Source organism: Pseudomonas sp. GM30, from assembly GCF_000282275.2.
Classification (GTDB): domain Bacteria; phylum Pseudomonadota; class Gammaproteobacteria; order Pseudomonadales; family Pseudomonadaceae; genus Aquipseudomonas.
In genome coordinates, this window is sequence record NZ_AKJP02000012.1 from 31731 (window position 1) to 49004 (window position 17274).

At 62.3% G+C, this 17274-nt stretch carries 17 protein-coding genes and 1 other RNA gene; 9 read left to right on the forward strand and 9 right to left on the reverse strand.

All coding sequences use genetic code 11. The annotated features are described in order from the left end of the window. The first annotated feature begins 126 nt into the window (after positions 1–126). Positions 127–741, forward strand: a complete 615-nt coding sequence (locus PMI25_RS10295; RefSeq protein WP_007968419.1) for an energy transducer TonB — start codon at positions 127–129, stop codon at positions 739–741. 82 nt (positions 742–823) lie between these two features. On the opposite strand, the gene PMI25_RS10300 is transcribed toward PMI25_RS10295, so the two are convergent. Continuing rightward, positions 824–1801 carry an NADPH:quinone oxidoreductase family protein gene (locus PMI25_RS10300; protein ID WP_007968418.1) on the reverse strand — a complete coding sequence of 326 codons (978 nt, stop codon included), beginning with the start codon at positions 1799–1801 and terminating at the stop codon, positions 824–826. Between the two features lie 150 nt (positions 1802–1951). On the opposite strand from PMI25_RS10300, the gene PMI25_RS10305 reads away from it, so the two are divergent. After that, positions 1952–2359, forward strand: coding sequence for a flagellar basal body-associated protein FliL (locus PMI25_RS10305; protein ID WP_027610485.1), 408 nt, complete (start codon positions 1952–1954; stop codon positions 2357–2359). 16 nt (positions 2360–2375) lie between these two features. On the opposite strand, the gene PMI25_RS10310 is transcribed toward PMI25_RS10305, so the two are convergent. From PMI25_RS10310 to PMI25_RS10325, 4 genes are all read right to left on the reverse strand, one after another. Beyond that, positions 2376–3494: an ABC transporter permease gene (locus PMI25_RS10310; RefSeq protein WP_007968414.1), complete on the reverse strand. Its 1119-nt coding sequence runs from the start codon at positions 3492–3494 to the stop codon at positions 2376–2378. After that, positions 3494–6220 carry a ribosome-associated ATPase/putative transporter RbbA gene (gene rbbA, locus PMI25_RS10315; protein ID WP_007968413.1) on the reverse strand — a complete coding sequence of 909 codons (2727 nt, stop codon included), beginning with the start codon at positions 6218–6220 and terminating at the stop codon, positions 3494–3496. Before rbbA ends, PMI25_RS10310 begins: the two co-directional genes overlap by 1 nt. Beyond that, the gene (locus tag PMI25_RS10320) at positions 6217–7182 is read right to left on the reverse strand and encodes an HlyD family secretion protein (RefSeq protein ID WP_007968410.1); all 966 of its coding nucleotides are present in this window, start codon (positions 7180–7182) and stop codon (positions 6217–6219) included. Before PMI25_RS10320 ends, rbbA begins: the two co-directional genes overlap by 4 nt. Before the next feature lie 121 nt (positions 7183–7303). Then, positions 7304–7753, reverse strand: a complete 450-nt coding sequence (locus PMI25_RS10325; protein ID WP_007968408.1) for an EVE domain-containing protein — start codon at positions 7751–7753, stop codon at positions 7304–7306. Positions 7754–7950: 197 nt separating this feature from the next. Between PMI25_RS10325 and PMI25_RS29465 the strand changes: the two genes are divergently transcribed. Then, complete coding sequence (locus PMI25_RS29465) at positions 7951–8106, forward strand: hypothetical protein (protein ID WP_003229308.1); 156 nt, start codon at positions 7951–7953, stop codon at positions 8104–8106. 35 nt (positions 8107–8141) lie between these two features. On the opposite strand, the gene PMI25_RS10330 is transcribed toward PMI25_RS29465, so the two are convergent. The 4 genes from PMI25_RS10330 to PMI25_RS10340 all read right to left on the reverse strand — a co-directional run bounded on the left by PMI25_RS10330 (position 8142) and on the right by PMI25_RS10340 (position 9560). After that, a complete protein-coding gene (locus PMI25_RS10330) occupies positions 8142–8747 on the reverse strand; it encodes a 5-formyltetrahydrofolate cyclo-ligase (RefSeq protein WP_024164447.1) in 606 nt (201 codons plus the stop codon). An 80-nt stretch (positions 8748–8827) separates the two neighbouring features. Beyond that, positions 8828–9006: non-coding RNA, 6S RNA (gene ssrS / locus PMI25_RS28070), on the reverse strand. 30 nt (positions 9007–9036) lie between these two features. Next, positions 9037–9354 (reverse strand): cell division protein ZapA, encoded by a 318-nt coding sequence (locus PMI25_RS10335; RefSeq protein ID WP_007967943.1) that lies wholly within the window; start codon positions 9352–9354, stop codon positions 9037–9039. After that, positions 9351–9560, reverse strand: a complete 210-nt coding sequence (locus tag PMI25_RS10340) for a TIGR02449 family protein (RefSeq protein ID WP_007967945.1) — start codon at positions 9558–9560, stop codon at positions 9351–9353. The genes PMI25_RS10335 and PMI25_RS10340 overlap by 4 nt, the downstream gene beginning before the upstream one ends. Before the next feature lie 134 nt (positions 9561–9694). Between PMI25_RS10340 and PMI25_RS10345 the strand changes: the two genes are divergently transcribed. The 6 genes from PMI25_RS10345 to PMI25_RS10370 all read left to right on the forward strand — a co-directional run bounded on the left by PMI25_RS10345 (position 9695) and on the right by PMI25_RS10370 (position 17191). After that, complete coding sequence (locus PMI25_RS10345; RefSeq protein WP_007967947.1) at positions 9695–10255, forward strand: YecA/YgfB family protein; 561 nt, start codon at positions 9695–9697, stop codon at positions 10253–10255. A 27-nt stretch (positions 10256–10282) separates the two neighbouring features. Next, positions 10283–11617, forward strand: coding sequence for a Xaa-Pro aminopeptidase (gene pepP, locus PMI25_RS10350; RefSeq protein ID WP_007967949.1), 1335 nt, complete (start codon positions 10283–10285; stop codon positions 11615–11617). Further along, on the forward strand, positions 11614–12801 hold the full coding sequence (gene ubiH / locus PMI25_RS10355) for a 2-octaprenyl-6-methoxyphenyl hydroxylase (RefSeq protein ID WP_007967950.1): 1188 nt from the start codon (positions 11614–11616) through the stop codon (positions 12799–12801). The genes pepP and ubiH overlap by 4 nt, the downstream gene beginning before the upstream one ends. A 109-nt stretch (positions 12802–12910) precedes the next feature. Continuing rightward, entirely contained in the window at positions 12911–14128 is a 1218-nt protein-coding gene (locus PMI25_RS10360; RefSeq protein ID WP_177325715.1) for a 2-octaprenyl-3-methyl-6-methoxy-1,4-benzoquinol hydroxylase, read from the forward strand. A 242-nt stretch (positions 14129–14370) separates the two neighbouring features. Next, entirely contained in the window at positions 14371–15375 is a 1005-nt protein-coding gene (locus PMI25_RS10365) for an extracellular solute-binding protein (protein WP_007967954.1), read from the forward strand. A 199-nt stretch (positions 15376–15574) separates the two neighbouring features. After that, positions 15575–17191 (forward strand): ABC transporter permease, encoded by a 1617-nt coding sequence (locus PMI25_RS10370; protein ID WP_007967955.1) that lies wholly within the window; start codon positions 15575–15577, stop codon positions 17189–17191. The last annotated feature ends 83 nt before the right edge of the window (positions 17192–17274 follow it).

Consider the following 17274-nt stretch of genomic DNA (forward strand, 5'->3'; position numbering starts at 1 on the left):
TTCCCGTCGGGATCAGGAAATGTCCTGCATCCAAAAGCGAAGCTGCGCCATTCAGTTAAAAGGCTGTGCTCCGTAACCTTTGTGCTGTTGCCGGATAAGGCATCTCACTCGGGAAGGGGCGCGATCATGCGGTGGTTTTTTGCGGGGATTTTATTGACGATCTTCAGTCTTGCACTGGCGGCAGAAGGTTTACTGATACCTGAAAATAATCCCCAGCCGATTTATCCAAAGATGTTGTCCAGGGCTGGGGTCGAAGGCGAGGTCAGGGTCAGCTTTATCGTCAAGGCGGATGGATCGGTCGGCGCGATCGACATTGTGCGAAGTGATCACCCCGATCTGACTGAGGCGGTCAAAGACGCAATAACACAGTGGCGCTTCAGACCCTGGACGGTTGAAGACGGTCGGCCTGCGCAGCAGTCTGTCGTGGCGCCGATGCTCTTTCGATTGGCCAGGGATCAGCCGATCGACATCAACCAGTGGCTGAAGTCAGTAAAGTGCCGGGTCATCAATGACGGTTTCAGGAACATGCCTGAGCACGCCTGGGTCGACGCAGAAGTGTTTAATTACACCCGTGCTTACGTTTCGAACGTGATCCACAAGAGTCAAATGGCCGATGAACAACGTCTGGCAATAATCGCCAAGATGAACCGACGCGTACCGATGATCGTCAGAGGCTGCCGGGAAGCCCCTATGCGTCGATACATGAGTTTTCTGCCGGGAGAGGTTCGTGAGTTGTTTTGAAAACCAGCGCCGCCGAAAGTGACACTGCGTTGCTGCCTGGCGCGGATCAGGCCGGCGCCGAGAGCCACCGGCCTGAAAAAACTCAGCGCACCTGCACCACCACCTTGCCCACCGCCTTGCGCTGCCCCAGATCATTGATTGCCTGCGCCGCATTGCTCAGTGGGTACACCTGCGACACCAGCGGTTTCAACTTGCCCTCGGCGAACCAGCCGAACAGTTGCTGGAAGTTCGCCGCGTTGTCCTGCGGTTGGCGCTGGGCGAAGGAGCCCCAGAACACACCGAGTACCGCTGCGCCCTTGAGCAGCGCGAGGTTGACCGGCAGTTCGGGGATGCGTCCGCTGGCGAAGCCGACCACCAGCAGCCGGCCGTTCCAGGCGATGGCGCGGATGGCCTGATCAAACAGGTCGCCACCGACCGGGTCGTAGATCACGTCAGCGCCCTGGCCGTCGGTGAGGCGTTTGATTTCATCCTTGAGGCTGGTTTCGCTGTAGTTGATCAGTTCATCAGCACCGGCGGCCTTGGCCACCGCGAGTTTTTCCGCGCTGCTGGCGGCGGCGATGACCCGAGCACCCATGGCTTTGCCGATTTCCACCGCCGCCAGACCTACACCGCCGGAAGCGCCGAGGACCAGCAAGGTCTCGCCCGGTTGCAGATTGGCCCGTTGTTTGAGGGCGTGCATCGAAGTGCCGTAGGTCATGCTGAACGCGGCGGCGCTGTTGAAGTCCATCGATGGCGGGATCAGCAGTACGTTGTAGCCCGGCACCGCGACCTGTTCGGCGAAGCTGCCCCAGCCGGTCAGGGCCATGACCCGGTCGCCGACTTTCAGATGGCTGACTTTCTCACCGACGGCGCTGACCACGCCGGCCGCTTCGCCCCCCGGCGAAAACGGGAAGGGCGGCTTGAACTGATACTTGCCCTCGATGATCAGCGTGTCCGGGAAGTTGACCCCGGCGGCGTGCACCTCCAGGAGGATTTCGTTCTTCTTCGCGACAGGACTGGCGACGTCTTCCAGCACCAGCGATTCGGCAGGGCCGAAGGCTTTGCACAGCACGGCTTTCATCAGGGCTATTCCTTTGGGAGTGATGGCCGATAAGTGTAGGTGTGTCAGTCAACGGGTCAACGAGCATGCCCGGCCCTGATAGTCAGCCATAAGCTTGTGCTTGCGCGGCGGGTCGTTATGCTAGGCCGCAAACCGGATAAGGAGCGAATTGTGAAAGCGTGGATCATGTTGTTGCTGGCCCTGTCTCTGCCTGTGGCAGCGCTGGCCGAAGAAGCCAAAGAAGGCGAGGCGCCGAAGGTCAACTACATCACCCTGAGCCCGCCGTTCGTGGGCAACTACGGGCTGGACGGCACACCGAAGCTGAAGGTCTACAAGGCCGACGTGGCGCTGCGTGTGACCGGCGAAGAGGCGACCAAACTGGTCAAGGCCAACGAGCCGCTGATCCGCAATCAACTGGTGGCGCTGTTCACCCAGCAGACCACCGAGGCGATGGGCAGCATCGAAGGCAAGGAAAAGCTGCGTCAGGAAGCCCTGAAGCAGACCCAGCAAGTGATGAATGACGAGACCGGCAAACCGGTGGTGGAAGATCTGTTGTTCAACAACCTGATCATTCAGTAACCACGCTGGCCGCTGTTCAGGACGCCAGGCTTTTGCGAAAGCGCGCCAGTGCGATAACGAAGAACAGCAGGCCGATGGCCGTCAGCGCCAGCAAGTCCGGCCAGACCACGCTCAGCCCGGCGTCGCGAAACAGAATCGCGGCGCTGAGGCTGACAAAGTGTGTGGACGGCGAACCCTGCATGACCCATTGCAGCCACTGCGGCATGCTGTCCAATGGCGTGCTGCCGCCGGACAGCAGCAACATCGGGATGATCACCGGAATCGCCAGCAGGCCGAACTGCGGCGTCGAACGCGCGAGCGTCGCCAGAAAGATGCCCAGCGCGGTACTGGCAAACAGATAAACTGCAGTCACCAGCAAAAACAGGCTCATCGAGCCGGCCAACGGCACATCCAGCAGGCCTTTGACCACCACCTCCAGCGACAGCCAGGTGCACAGCACCACCACCAGCAGGTTGCTCCAGATTTTCGCCAGCATGATTTCCAGCGCCGTCAGTGGCAGCACCAGCAAATGGTCGAGCGTGCCATGTTCGCGTTCGCGCAGCAGCGCCGTGCCGGTGAGGATGATCGCCAGAATGGTGATGTTGTTGACGATCTGAATCACCGCCAGAAACCAGCCACCCTCCAGATTGGTGTTGAACAGAGAGCGGGTAGTCAGTTGCACGGGCGCCTTGGCGGCTGCATCGCCCTGACCGGCATAGTCGAGCAATTCGCGCTGGAAGATCCGGCCGATGTAGCCGGCGCCCATGAATGCCTGGCTCATGGCGGTGGCATCGACGTTGACCTGAATCGCCGGTTGCCGCGCGGCGAGCAAGTCGGTTTGAAAGCCCGCCGGGATGTTGATGACGAAGGTGTACTGACCGCTGTCCATGACCTGATCCAGTTGCGCATAAGGCAACAGCACCGGCGTCTGGAATTCCGGCGGCTGCAGGGCCTGGGCCAACTGGCGCGAGAGGGCGCTGTGATCTTCGTCGACGATCGCCACGCTGGCGTTGTGCACGCCGATCACCGAACCGGCGGCGGGCATGTAGATCGCCACAGTGAAGGCGTAGAACAGGAACAGCAGCAACACGCTGTCGTGGCGCAGGCTGGTCAGCTCCTTGAGTCCCAGGCGCAGGATGTGCGCGAACTTGTGCATCAGGCCTCCTGCTTTTTCAGCATGATCAGGCTCAGCCCGGTGAACCCGACAAAGAACCCGAACAGCGCCAGGCACTGTGGCCACAGCTCACGCAAGTCCAGCGCTTTGGTGAACGTACCCACCGCGATGTCGAGGAAGTGCCCCGCCGGAAACAGCATGCCCATCACTGCTGCCGCACCTTCCAGTGACGAGCGCGGCACGATCAGCCCGGAGAACTGGATGGTCGGCAGGCTGGTGATGATCATGGTGCCGAGGATCGCGGCGATTTGTGTGCGGGTGAACGCCGAGATCAGCAGGCCCATGCTGGTGGTCGCCAGCACGTACAGCAGGCCGCCGAATGCCAGCGTCAGCAGGCTGCCCTTGAACGGCACGCCGAACAGCCAGCGATTCATCGCCACCAGCAGCGCCAGGTTGACCAGGCTGATCAACAGATACGGCGCCTGTTTGCCCAGCAGAAACTCCAGACGGGTCAGGGGTGTGGCGTAGAAGTTGGTGATCGAACCCAGCTCCTTTTCGCGGACGATGCCGAGCGCCGTGAGCATCGCTGGAATGAAGGCGAGGATCAGCGCCATGACCCCGGGACCGATGGCGTTGACGCTGACCACGTCCTGGTTGTAGCGAAAGCGGGTTTCCAGGCTGGCCGCCGCCGGGTGGGCCAGCGCCGGGCTGCTCTGCTCGGCCAGCTGTTGCAGATTGCCCAGGTGCACGGCTTCGACATAGTTACGGCTGGTCTCGGCGCGAAACGGCATGCCGCCATCCAGCCACGCCGCCACGGCGGGTTGGCGCCCGGCGTACAGATCGCGGCCGAATCCGGGGGGAATCTCCAGCGCCAGTTTGATTTCCGAGCGTTGCAGGCGCCGGTGTAGTTGCTGCGGGTCATGAATGGCCGGCTGTTCGTCGAAGTAGCGGGAGCCGCGAAACGCCTCCAGATAAGCCCGGCTCTGCGGCGTCTGATCCTGGTCGTACACGGCAAACGCGAGGTTTTCCACGTCCAGCGAGATGCCGTAACCGAAGATCACCATCATGAAAATCGCCCCGGCCAAGGCGAACGCCATGCGCACTTTGTCGCGCAACAGCTCCTTGCCTTCGCGACTGGCCACGGCCAACAGGCGACCGAGGCTGAAACCGTGACGGGGCAGCGGTGTTGTCGCTGCGCTCGGCGGCGCCATTTGCGGTTCGGCCACAGGCGCTGATGGCTGAGCGCCCTGAGCCTGTTCCAGGCAAGTGACGAAGGCAGCTTCCAGCGTCTCTCCCGCAAACTGGCGTTGCAGCGCCGCCGGGGTGTCGCAGGCGAGGACCTTGCCCGCGTGCATCAGCGAGATGCGGTCGCAGCGCTGCGCTTCGTTCATGAAGTGCGTGGAGAGGAAGATCGTCACGCCCTGTTCGCGGGACAACTCGATCAACAGTCGCCAGAAATCATCACGGGCTGCCGGATCGACGCCGGAAGTCGGCTCGTCGAGAATCAGCACCTCCGGGCGGTGCAGCACCGCCACCGCCAGTGACAGACGCTGGCGCAGCCCAAGGGGCAGGGCACCTGACGGCTGATCAGCGACGCCGCGCAGATTGAAGCGCTCAATCAACGCTTCGATGCGTTGTGCGCTCTCGGTTTTGGGCAGGTCGAACAGCCGCGCGTGCAGTTCGAGGTTCTGCCGCACACTGAGTTCGCCATACAACGAAAAACTCTGCGACATGAAGCCGACCCGCTTGCGCGTGGCCAGATCCTTGGCATTAACCGGGTTGCCGAGCAGCGTCGCACTGCCTTCACTGGCCGGCATCAGCCCGGTCAGGACCTTCATGGTGGTGGTCTTGCCGCAGCCGTTGGAGCCAAGAAAGCCGAAAATCTCGCCACGCCCAATGGCAAAACTGACGTGATCCACAGCGGTGAAATCGCCGAAGCGCAGCGTCAGGTCGTGGGCTTCGATGGCGATGTCGCCGCTGTTGCCGGTGCGCGGTGGAATCACCAACGGCTGAGCGTCATGCTGGCTGTCGCCCTGGAAGTGGGTGAAGGCGTCATCGAGTTTGCCGCTGGGGGTGACGGTGGCCAGTTCACGGCTCAGGCCGGTGGCGATCAACTGGCCGGCGTCGAGCATCAGGCAATGCTCGAACTGCTCGGCTTCTTCCATATAGGCCGTGGCGACCAGCAGCGTCAGTTGCGGGCGCTGGCGTCGCACGTCGTCGACCAACTCCCAGAAGCGCCGGCGCGAGAGTGGGTCGACGCCGGTGGTCGGCTCGTCGAGGATCAGCAGATCCGGTTCATGGATCAGCGCGCAGCACAGCCCGAGTTTCTGCTTCATCCCACCGGACAACTTGCCGGCGGGGCGCTCGGCGAACTTCAGCAGATCCGTGGCGAGCAGCAGGCTGTGCATGCGTTGCTCGCTTTCAGCCTTCGACAGGCCGAACAGCGTCGAGAAGAACTGGATGTTCTCGCGGATCGACAGCTCTGGGTACAGGTTGCCGCCCAGGCCCTGCGGCATGAAGGCGATGCGCGCATAGAGTGTGTCGCGATGCCGGCGATCCTCGATCGCGCCACCGAGCACCTCCAGTTGCCCTTGCTGCAAGGTCTTCACGCCGGCAATCAATCCCAGCAGGCTCGACTTGCCCGCGCCATCGGGGCCGATCACTCCGCAGCGGGTGCCGGCGGGCAGGCTGAAGGCGATGTCGCTCAGCGCTTGCTGTTTACCGTAGCGGTGGGCGATACCGGTCGCTTGAACCGCAAGGCCGCTCATTGCAGATTGGCCGGCCATTCGACGGGCGCGATCCGCACGTAGCCGGCCCCGGGCATGCCGGGTTTGGCTTGCGGCACGGCGCTGGGCTGGACCAGGCGCAGCTTGACGCGGAACACTAGTTTTTGCCGCTCGTCGCGGGTCTCGACCTCTTTGGGGGTGAACTGCGATTTGGCCGCGACGAAGCTGATTTTTGCCGGCAGCGGGTTATCGGGCAAGGCATCGAGCAGCACGCGCGCCTCATCGCCCACCGCCAGGCGTCCGGCCACTGCGGCTGACAGATAGAGATTCATGTATTGGTCGTTGGGATCGATCAGCAGCAAGACCCGGCCACCGGCCCCCAGCACTTCACCCGGTTCGGCCATGCGCAGCTGGATCACGCCATCAATCGGCGCGCGCAGACTGCTGTCGTCAATTTCACTGGTCAACTGTGCGACCTGAGCCTGTGCCGCGCCAATCGCCGCACTGACAGCAGACACCTGGGCCCGGGCGGCGACAACGGCAGCGTTGCCAGTGCCGATGCGTGACTGCAACTGATCGATGATCTGCGCGCTGACGTAACCGTGCTTGAACAGTGACTGCGAGCGGCCAAGCTCCTGTTGGGCCAGCAGCAGCTCACTCTGGCGCAATTGCACATTGGCCTGAGCGGCGTTGAGATTTTCCCGGGCGCGCAACACTTCGGCTTCGGCCTCATGACGCTGGGCTTCGAGGGTACGGGTGTCCATGCGTGCCAGCAGTTGCCCTTTGCTGACCTTGTCGCCTTCGTCGACCAGTACCTCGGCGAGGCGCCCGGGGGTCTTGCTGGCGATCTGCACTTCAGTGGCTTCCAGCCGCCCGTTGCCCATCGACAGTCCTTCGACCAGGCGGCTGCTGATGGACATCCAGTAACCCAATCCGCCAGCGGCGGCGAGTAACACCAGGAGCGAACCGGCGTATAGAAGTGAAGAGCGGCTGTGCGTCGACATGGGGGCATCCTGCGGCAGTGGCTTCCAGTCTGACTGTTCAAGCGTTCCGTTCGCTTGATGTCAGTCAAATGAGCGTCAAGCCTAGCCCCTTTTGTCGGTAAAAACCGTGACCGGCAAGTTCTCAGCGCAAGCCGAGCACGGCGGCCCACTGTTCGGCCGTCACTGGCATGACCGACAGGCGACTGCCTTTTTGCACCAGCGGCATTTCGGCCAGCGCGGTCTGCTGTTTCAGATAATCGAGCTTCAGCACCCGGGCAAACGTCTCGACATGTGCCACATCAATGGCGCTCCAGGCGTTTTTCTCGGGTGTGGCTTTCGGGTCGAAGTAATGGCTCTCGGGTTCCAGTGCGGTGGGATCCGGGTACGCAGCCTGAATAATCCTGCCGATTCCGGCAATCCCTGGCTCCGGGCAACTGGAGTGGTAGAAAAAGAACTCATCGCCAACGGCCATCGCCCGCAGGAAGTTTCTTGCCTGATAGTTGCGAACCCCGTCCCAGCGCGCTGTGCCGAGTTTCTCCAAACCTTTGATCGAGAGTTCGTCAGGCTCGGATTTCATCAGCCAATAGGCCATGTCTTTTGCTCCTCAAGCGGTCATTGGGCAGGTTGTCGGGCAATTTTATGACAAACCGACGGTCGGTTGACGTCAGCGTTTGCGCCGAGGTTCACGTTGTCGCAAAATGCCGGCCTTTAAAGCTTGACGCTGCTGCACGGCCTACGAACGGAAACCGCTGCTGTCATCGTGATGATGTGCCTTGAGGGGGGCAATCGATGAAACGCAAACCGGATTTGCTATGGACTTTGGTTATTTTGTTCGGCCTTGGCGTCGTGACCACCGGTTACGCGCAAAGTCTGTGGACGAGCAAGACCGATGCTCCGGTTGAAGTCGCGCAACAGGTCCAACAGTCGACCGCTTTCAAACGCTGAAACTGCCTTCCCGACGCCGCTGATCTGCGCGGCGTCTATCCTGCGAAATACCACGCCTTATCGGTGACCGTGCCTTGCAACGGTACATCCCAGCTGGCCTGTGCCAGGCGTTCGACCTTCTGACATTCATGGGCCAGGCCCAGCAACGTCGGCTTGCGCCAATTCTTGCGCCGGGCCAGGTACGCCAGACTGCGATCGTAGAATCCGCCGCCCATCCCCAGACGTCCGCCCACATCATCAAAACCCACCAGTGGCAACAGCACCAGATCCAGGGTCCAGATCTTGCGCTGATGGGCCAGATTGGCCTGAGGCTCAAGAATGCGGAAGCGATTGGGCTTGAGCTTGTCGCCGGGGCGAATCCGCTGAAACACCATTTTGGTTCGCGGCCAGGCGCTGAGCACTGGCAGATACGTGGCTTTGCCCCGACGCTGAGCTTCGCGCAGCAGCAGGCGCGGGTCGATTTCCCCGTCGGTGGGCAGATACAGAGAGATGTGTTTCGCCCGGCGGAAGTGCGGGTCTTGCGCCAGTTGGCGGAACAGGCCTTTGGCGGCCTGCCGCTGTTCACCGGCAGTCAGCGCGCGGCGCGCCTTGCGCAGCAGGCGGCGGAGTTGCGGGCGGGGCAGCAGCGCAGGTTCGGTCATGGTTCGGCTTCGGCAGGTGAGGGCGAAAACGCACGCATAAAAAATCCGATGCCGGCAAAAACCGGCATCGGATTCGAATCAGGCTCCCCGGATGAACCGCTGTCAACTTAGCCCTTGAACCCGAAAGTTCAAGGTGGAGGATGCAGTAGACTTTAAGGCTTTCCGTCTGGCGGACATGCACACCAGCCCAACGTGCAACCTCCAGGGTAGTGCAAATCGGCTCAGGGACATCGTCAACTGGCAAGCACCCCAGGGAGTGCCGCGAGTATACCTCAAGCGGCCTGGCGAATCAGCCCTTGCTGATGTCCGGATCGTCGGCCAGGACCAGATCGACACGATCGAGCAAGTCGCGCACCTGTTCACGGGTCGAGCCGCTGGCCTGGATGTCCGGGCGCTCTTCTTTGTGCAAGAGGTCGTGGGTGATGTTCAGCGCGGCCATCACCGCAATACGGTCGGCACCGATGACTTTGCCGCTGCTGCGGATCTCGCGCATCTTGCCGTCCAGATAGCGGGCGGCACTGACCAGATTGCTGCGTTCTTCCTGGGGGCAGATGATCGAGTATTCTTTGTCGAGGATCTGCACGGTAACGCTATTGCTTGAACTCATGAGTCTTGCTCCAGGGCCTTGAGGCGCGAAATCATCGATTCGACCTTACGCCGGGCGATTTCGTTTTTTTCAATGAGGTGAGCGCGTTCCTCGCGCCAGGTCTTTTCCTGAGCTAGTAAGAGTGCGTTTTGACTCTTTAGTTGCTCGACTCGGCCAATCAGCTTTTCGAGTCTGGCCATCAGCGCTTGCAGGTCGGTGTCTTCCATTGTGTCCACTGAATTCATCTGATGGGCGGCAGGCGCCTGGCTGGCGGACAGCCTTTAATAGTCTTGGCGAGTCTGTCGATGTAGGATACAAGGCCTTCATTCTAGACATAGCGCCGTCTGGCGCCTAGCTGCCCATGACCATTGCGAATTCCCCGTACCAAGCCTTTGCCACCCTGCTGACTGCCAGCGGCCACAACGTCTCGCCTGCCGAACTGCATGGCCTGCTGCTCGGCCGCAGCTGCGCCGGTGCCGGCTTCGATAACGAAGGCTGGCTGATCGACGCCGCCGAACTGCTCGAAGGCGACATCCAGGACAACGTCCGCAACGCCCTGATCGGCCTGCAAGAGATGGTCAAGGGTGAGTTGACCGGCAGCGACGTCACCGTCGTTCTGCTGCTGCCAACCGATGACGCACCACTGGCCGAGCGGGCTGCCGCGCTGGGCGAATGGTGCCAGGGCTTCCTCAGCGGTTTCGGCCTGAACTGCCGCGACAGCAGCATGCTCAGCACCGAAGCCACCGAAGTGCTGCAGGATCTGGCCGCGATCTCCCAGGTGCAAGACGCTCTGGAAGAGTCCGAAGACGGCGAAAGCGACTACATGGAAGTCATGGAATACCTGCGCGTCGCGCCGCTGCTGCTGTTCTCGGAAACCAAGAAAGCCGACGTGCCGCCAGCCGCCAAGCCGTCGTTGCATTAATCGCGTGCCAGGGAAAGCCATCTGCCCATGACCCATATCCCCAAAGCGGAATACAGCCGTCGCCGCAAGGCCCTGATGGCGCAGATGGAACCCAACAGCATCGCGATCCTGCCTGCCGCCGCAGTGGCGATCCGCAACCGCGACGTCGAGCACGTCTACCGTCAGGACAGCGACTTCCAGTACCTCAGCGGTTTCCCCGAGCCGCAAGCCGTCATCGTTCTGATGCCCGGCCGCGAGCATGGGGAATATGTACTATTCTGCCGTGAGCGCAACGCCGAACGCGAGTTATGGGACGGCCTGCGCGCAGGGCAGGAAGGTGCAATCCGTGATTATGGCGCCGACGACGCGTTCCCGATTACCGACATCGACGACATCCTGCCGGGCCTGATCGAGGGTCGCGACCGGGTGTATTCGGCGATGGGCAGCAACCCGGAATTCGATCGACACCTGATGGACTGGATCAACGTGATCCGCTCCAAAGCGCACTTGGGCGCGCAGCCGCCGAACGAATTCGTTGCCCTGGATCATCTGTTGCACGACATGCGTCTGTATAAATCGGCGGCAGAAGTGAAGGTGATGCGCGAAGCCGCACGGATCTCCGCTCAGGCGCATATCCGCGCGATGCAGGCCAGCCGGCCGGGTTTGTACGAGTACAGCCTTGAAGCCGAGCTCGATTACGAATTCCGCAAGGGCGGGGCGAAGATGCCGGCCTACGGTTCGATCGTTGCCGCCGGGCGCAACAGCTGCATCCTGCATTATCAGCAGAATGACGCGCTGCTCAGGGACGGCGATCTGGTGTTGATCGATGCCGGTTGCGAGATCGACTGCTACGCCAGCGACATCACCCGCACCTGGCCGGTCAACGGCAAGTTCTCGCCGGAGCAAAAAGCGATCTACGAGCTGGTGCTGGCCTCGCAGGAAGCCGCATTCGCTGAAATCGCCCCGAACAAAAACTGGAATCAGGCGCACGAAGCGACGGTGCGGGTGATTACCGCGGGCCTGGTCAAGCTCGGAATCCTGCAAGGCGAGGTCGATGAGTTGATCGCGACCGAAGCCTATAAAGCGTTTTACATGCACCGTGCCGGCCACTGGCTGGGCATGGATGTACACGACGTCGGCGAGTACAAGGTCGGCGGCGAATGGCGGGTGCTGGAGGTCGGCATGGCGCTGACCGTGGAGCCGGGCATCTACATCGCCCCGGACAACCAGCACGTAGCGAAGAAATGGCGCGGCATTGGCGTGCGCATCGAGGATGACGTGGTAGTGACCAAGACCGGTTGTGAAATATTGACCAGTGGCGTACCGAAAACCGTCGCCGAGATCGAAGCGCTGATGGCGCAAGCACGGACACACGCGGCATGAGTCGAGTCAATCTGGCAATCATCGGTGGTGGCCTGGTCGGCGCCAGTCTGGCGCTGGCCTTGCAGGCCGGGGCCAAGGCGCGTGGCTGGAAAATCGTCCTGATCGAACCGTTCGCCCCCGGCGACAGCTGGCAGCCGAGCTACGACGCGCGTTCGTCGGCGCTGTCCTTCGGTTCGCGGCAGATCTATCAACGGCTGGGCGTGTGGCAGGAGATATCCCGCCGTGCCGAGCCGATCAAACAGATTCACGTGTCCGACCGTGGTCGCTTCTCCACCGCCCGTCTGTCGGCAATGGAAGAGGGCGTGCCGGCACTCGGTTACGTGGTGGAAAACGCCTGGCTCGGCCAGTGCCTGTGGCAGCACCTCGATAAAGACGTGATCAGCTGGCGCTGCCCGGCGGAAGTCACGCGCATGGAGCCGCTGCCTGACGGCTATCGCCTGACCCTCAATGATGAAACCACCGTCGAGTGCGATCTGGCGGTGCTGGCCGATGGCGGCCGTTCCGGTTTGCGCGAACAACTGGGCATCAACGTGCGCAAGCGTCCGTACAACCAGAGCGCGCTGATCGCCAACATCACCCCGAGCGAAGCGCACAACGGCATGGCCTTCGAGCGCTTCACCGACGAAGGGCCGATGGCCTTGCTGCCGCTGCCGGACAACCGTTGCGCACTGGTCTGGACCCGTCTGGGCATGGACGCGCAACGCCTGGCAGACCTTAGCGAACGCGATTTCCTCAGCGAACTGCAAGGCGTGTTCGGCTACCGCCTCGGCACCTTGAAACAGGTCGGCGCGCGGCATCTGTATCCGTTGTCGCTGGTTGAGGCCGAGGAGCAAGTTCGCTCGCATCTGGCCGTTCTGGGCAATGCCGCGCACAGCCTGCACCCGATTGCCGGGCAGGGTTTCAACCTGTCCCTGCGTGATGCTGATGCGCTGGCTGCTGCACTGCTCGCCAGTGACAAACCGCTGGGCGACTTTGCCACGTTGCAGGCCTATCGCGAGCGCCAGCGTCTGGATCAGGAGCTCACCGTGGGCTTCTCCGATCAGGTCACCCGGCTGTTCGGCAGCACTCAGCCGCTGGTCTCGCTGGGACGCAACATCGGCCTGCTCGGTCTCGATCTGTTGCCACCGGCCAAGCGCTGGTTTGCTCGTCAGGCCATGGGGCTGGGGACGCGGCCGGATGCTTGAGCGGCGGGCCGGCACTTTCACTTTCAGCAGCGCGCCGCCCACTGGCGCGCTGGCTAAAACCCTTTACGGGCGGCGCATGCCGCCAGCGAGACAGGCTTAAAGCATGGAAATGCGCGCAGATCTGCTGATTGTCGGAGCCGGAATGGTCGGCAGCGCCCTCGCGTTGGCGTTGCAGGACAGCGGCCTCGAAGTGTTGCTGCTCGACGGCAGCCCGCTGAGCGTCAAACCGTTCGACGCCGCCGCGCCGTTCGAACCTCGAGTGAGCGCCTTGTCGGCGGCCAGCCAGCGGATACTCGAACGCCTTGGCGTCTGGGACGGCATCGCCAAGCGCCGCAGCAGCCCGTACACCGACATGCACGTGTGGGACGGCAGCGGCACCGGGCAGATTCACTTCTCGGCGAGCAGTGTGCATGCCGAAGTGCTCGGCCATATCGTCGAAAACCGCGTGGTGCAGGATGCCTTGCTTGATCGTTTGCATGACTGCGATCTGGGCATGCTGGCCAACGCACGGCTGGAGCAGATGCGCCGCTCCGGCGACGACTGGCTGCTGACCCTGGCCGATGGTCGGCAGTTGCGTGCGCCGCTGGTGATTGCTGCGGACGGCGCGAATTCGGCGGTGCGCCGTCTGACCGGCGTCGCCACCCGCGAGTGGGATTACCTGCATCACGCCATCGTCACCAGCGTGCGCAGCAGCAAGCCGCACCGGATGACCGCGTGGCAGCGTTTCACCGATCACGGGCCGCTGGCGTTTCTGCCGCTGGAGCGAGACGGGCAGCAGGACTGGTGCTCGATCGTCTGGTCGACTACGCCGAGTGAAGCCGAACGCCTGATGGCGCTGGATGAAACCGCGTTCTGCCGTGAGCTGGAGCGTGCATTCGAAGGTTGCCTGGGCGAAGTGATCAGTGCCGATCCGCGTCTGTGCGTACCGCTGCGTCAACGCCACGCCAAGCGCTACGTGGCCGAGGGCCTGGCGTTGATCGGCGATGCGGCGCATACCATTCACCCTCTGGCCGGGCAGGGTGTGAACCTGGGCTTCCTCGATGCGGCGGTGCTGGCTGAAGTGCTGTTGCAAGCCGCCGAACGTGGCGAGCGTCTGGCCGATGTGAAAGTGCTGAGCCGCTACGAGCGTCGGCGCATGCCGCACAATCTGGCATTGATGGCGGCGATGGAGGGCTTCGAGCGCTTGTTCCAGGCTGATCCGCTGCCGGTGCGCTGGTTGCGTAACGCCGGGTTGAAGCTGGTGGAGCAGATGCCGGAGGCCAAGGCTCTCTTTGTTCGCGAAGCCCTTGGCCTCACAGGCGACCTCCCAGCGCTGGCCAAACCCTGAAGGCAATTACTTCTTTGTGGCGAGGGAGCTTGCTCCCGCTGGGCTGCGAAGCGGCCCCAAAAGCCATTTTGGCAGCATTGGGAGTCCTTCGGCCTCCAGCGGGAGCAAGCTCCCTCGCCACAGAGACCAGCAATTTGCAGGTCATGCAACATCTGGTAACTCCTTGGAAAAGAGTTCGATTGAGGTGGTAAATGTGAGTCCTTATCATTTGGCCCACATTTTCCGACCGAGAGATCACTCCCATGTTGGCACCCAAGCGTCTTCTGACTGCACTGGCCCTGACCCTGATCGGCAGCACCACCGCCCAGGCCGCCGACGAGGTGGTGGTCTACTCCTCGCGTATCGATGAGCTGATCAAACCGGTATTCGACGCCTACACCGCAAAAACCGGGGTGAAGATCAAGTTCATCACCGACAAGGAAGCGCCGTTGATGCAGCGGATCAAGGCCGAAGGCGAAAACGCCACCGCCGACCTGCTGCTCACCGTCGATGCCGGCAACCTCTGGCAGGCCGAGCAGATGGGCATTCTGCAGCCGTTCACTTCCAAGACCATCGACGCCAACATTCCCCTGCAATATCGCTCCTCCAGCCACGCCTGGACCGGTCTGAGCCTGCGCGCGAGAACCATCGCTTACTCCACCGAGCGCGTTAAGCCGGGCGAACTGACCACCTACGAAGCGCTGGCCGACAAGAACTGGGAAGGGCGCCTGTGCCTGCGCACGGCGAAGAAGGTCTACAACCAGTCGCTGACCGCGACCATGATCGAAGTGCACGGCGCCGAGAAGACCGAGAAGATCCTCAAGGGCTGGGTCAACAACCTGTCCACCGATGTGTTCTCCGACGACGTTGCGGTGCTGGAGGCGATCAACGCCGGCCAGTGCGACGTCGGCATCGTCAACACCTACTACTACGGGCGCCTGCACAAGCAGAAACCGGACCTGCCGGTGAAACTCTTCTGGCCGAATCAGGCCGATCGCGGCGTGCATGTGAACCTGTCGGGTATCGGTCTGACCAAACATGCACCGCACCCGGAAGCCGCCAAGGCGCTGGTCGAGTGGATGACCACGCCTGAGGCGCAGAAGATCTTCGCCGACGTCAACCAGGAATTCCCGGCCAATCCGGCAGTGGCACCTTCGGAAGAAGTGGCGGCGTGGGGCAAGTTCGTCGCTGATACCTTGCCGGTGGAAGTGGCGGGCAAGCGTCAGGCCGAGGCCATCCGCATGATGGATCGGGCGGGCTGGAACTAAAACCTGGTTATATCCTGTGGCGAGGGGATTTATCCCCGATCGGATGCGCAGCATTCGTAAAGGCTACGCCCGCGGTGTATCAGCACGCCTTGATTAACGACATTGGGGGTGCTTCGCACCCCATCGGGGATAAATCCCCTCGCCACAATCGGGGCTGGCGTTACGCTTGCGCCTACCCATGATTTATTAGAGAACCCCCTTGGCCCACCCCGCCCAACGCCGCTGGTACCCCATCGTCCTCGCCATTGCCGCGCTGGTGCTGTTGCCCCTGAGTGTCCTGCTGCTGTCGTGGCAGACCATCGATCAGCAGATCTGGTCGCACCTGTGGGAAACCCAGATGCCGCGCCTGCTGGGCAACACCCTGACGCTGGTGCTAGGCGTCGGCGTCGGCGTGACGCTGCTCGGTGTCAGCCTCGCCTGGCTCACCAGCCTCTGCGAATTCCCCGGAAGACGCTGGCTCGACTGGGCGCTGATGCTGCCGTTCGCCATCCCGGCCTACGTGTTGGCGTTCGTCTTCGTCGGCCTGCTGGACTTCGCCGGCCCGGTGCAAACCCTGCTGCGCGAATGGTTCGGCAGCGGCCTGCGCTTGCCGCGAGTGCGTTCCACCGGCGGGGTGATTGTGGTGCTGGTGCTGGTATTTTATCCCTACGTCTACCTGCTGGCGCGCACTGCGTTTCTTGCGCAGGGCAAAGGCTTGATGGAAGCGGCGCGGGTACTCGGGCAATCGCCATGGCAGGCGTTCTGGCGGGTGGCGATGCCGATGGCGAGGCCGGCGATTGGCGCCGGTGTGGCGCTGGCGCTGATGGAAACGCTGGCGGATTTCGGCGCGGTGTCGGTGTTCAATTTCGACACCTTCACTACCGCCATCTACAAGACCTGGTACGGCTTCTTCAGCCTGCCGAGCGCGGCGCAACTGGCGAGTCTGTTGCTGCTGGTGGTGATGCTGGTGCTGTACGGCGAGCGGCGTGCGCGCGGCGCCAATCGGGCGAGCAACGAGCGGCCACGGGTCAAGGCGCTGTATCACTTGCATGGACTCAAGGCGTTCGCAGCGACTGGCTGGTGCGCTCTGGTATTTGCCTGCGCGTTCGTGATTCCAGTCCTGCAACTGATTGTCTGGTTCTGGCAGCGCGGGCGCTTCGATCTCGATGAGCGCTACGCCGGGCTGATCCTGCACACCCTGTATCTGGGCGGCATGGCGGCGTTGATCACCGTCAGCGTCGCGCTGCTGCTGACGTTTGCCCGACGTCTGGCGCCGACCCGGGCGATCCGCTCCGGGGTCAGTCTGGCCAATCTTGGTTACGCGTTGCCGGGTTCGGTGCTGGCGGTGTCGATCATGCTCGCCTTCAGCTATCTCGATCGCGAACTGGTGATTCCGCTGTCGGACTGGCTCGGCGGCGCCGGCAAGCCGCTGCTGCTGGGCAGTCTGGCGGCGTTGCTGATGGCCTATCTGGTGCGCTTTATCGCGGTGGCCTACGGGCCGTTGGAAAACAGTCTGGCGCGTATACGGCCTTCATTGCCCGAAGCGGCACGTAGCCTGGGTGTCAGTGGGCCGCGACTGTTTTTCAAAGTGTATCTGCCGCTGTTGCTGCCCGGCACGTTGAGCGCGGCGTTGCTGGTGTTCGTCGATGTGCTCAAGGAAATGCCCGCGACCCTGCTGATGCGCCCGTTTGGCTGGGACACGCTGGCGGTGCGGATCTTCGAAATGACCAGCGAGGGCGAGTGGGCACGGGCGTCGCTACCGGCGCTGACCCTGGTGTTGGTCGGCCTGTTGCCGGTCATTGGCCTGATCCGCCGCTCGGCGCACCGAAACACTTAGTCGTCAGTCCTGAATCATGCGGCTACAATGCGCGGCATTCGGTGCGGTTCGTCTGACAGACCCGTTCGCTGAAATCGGCTGAA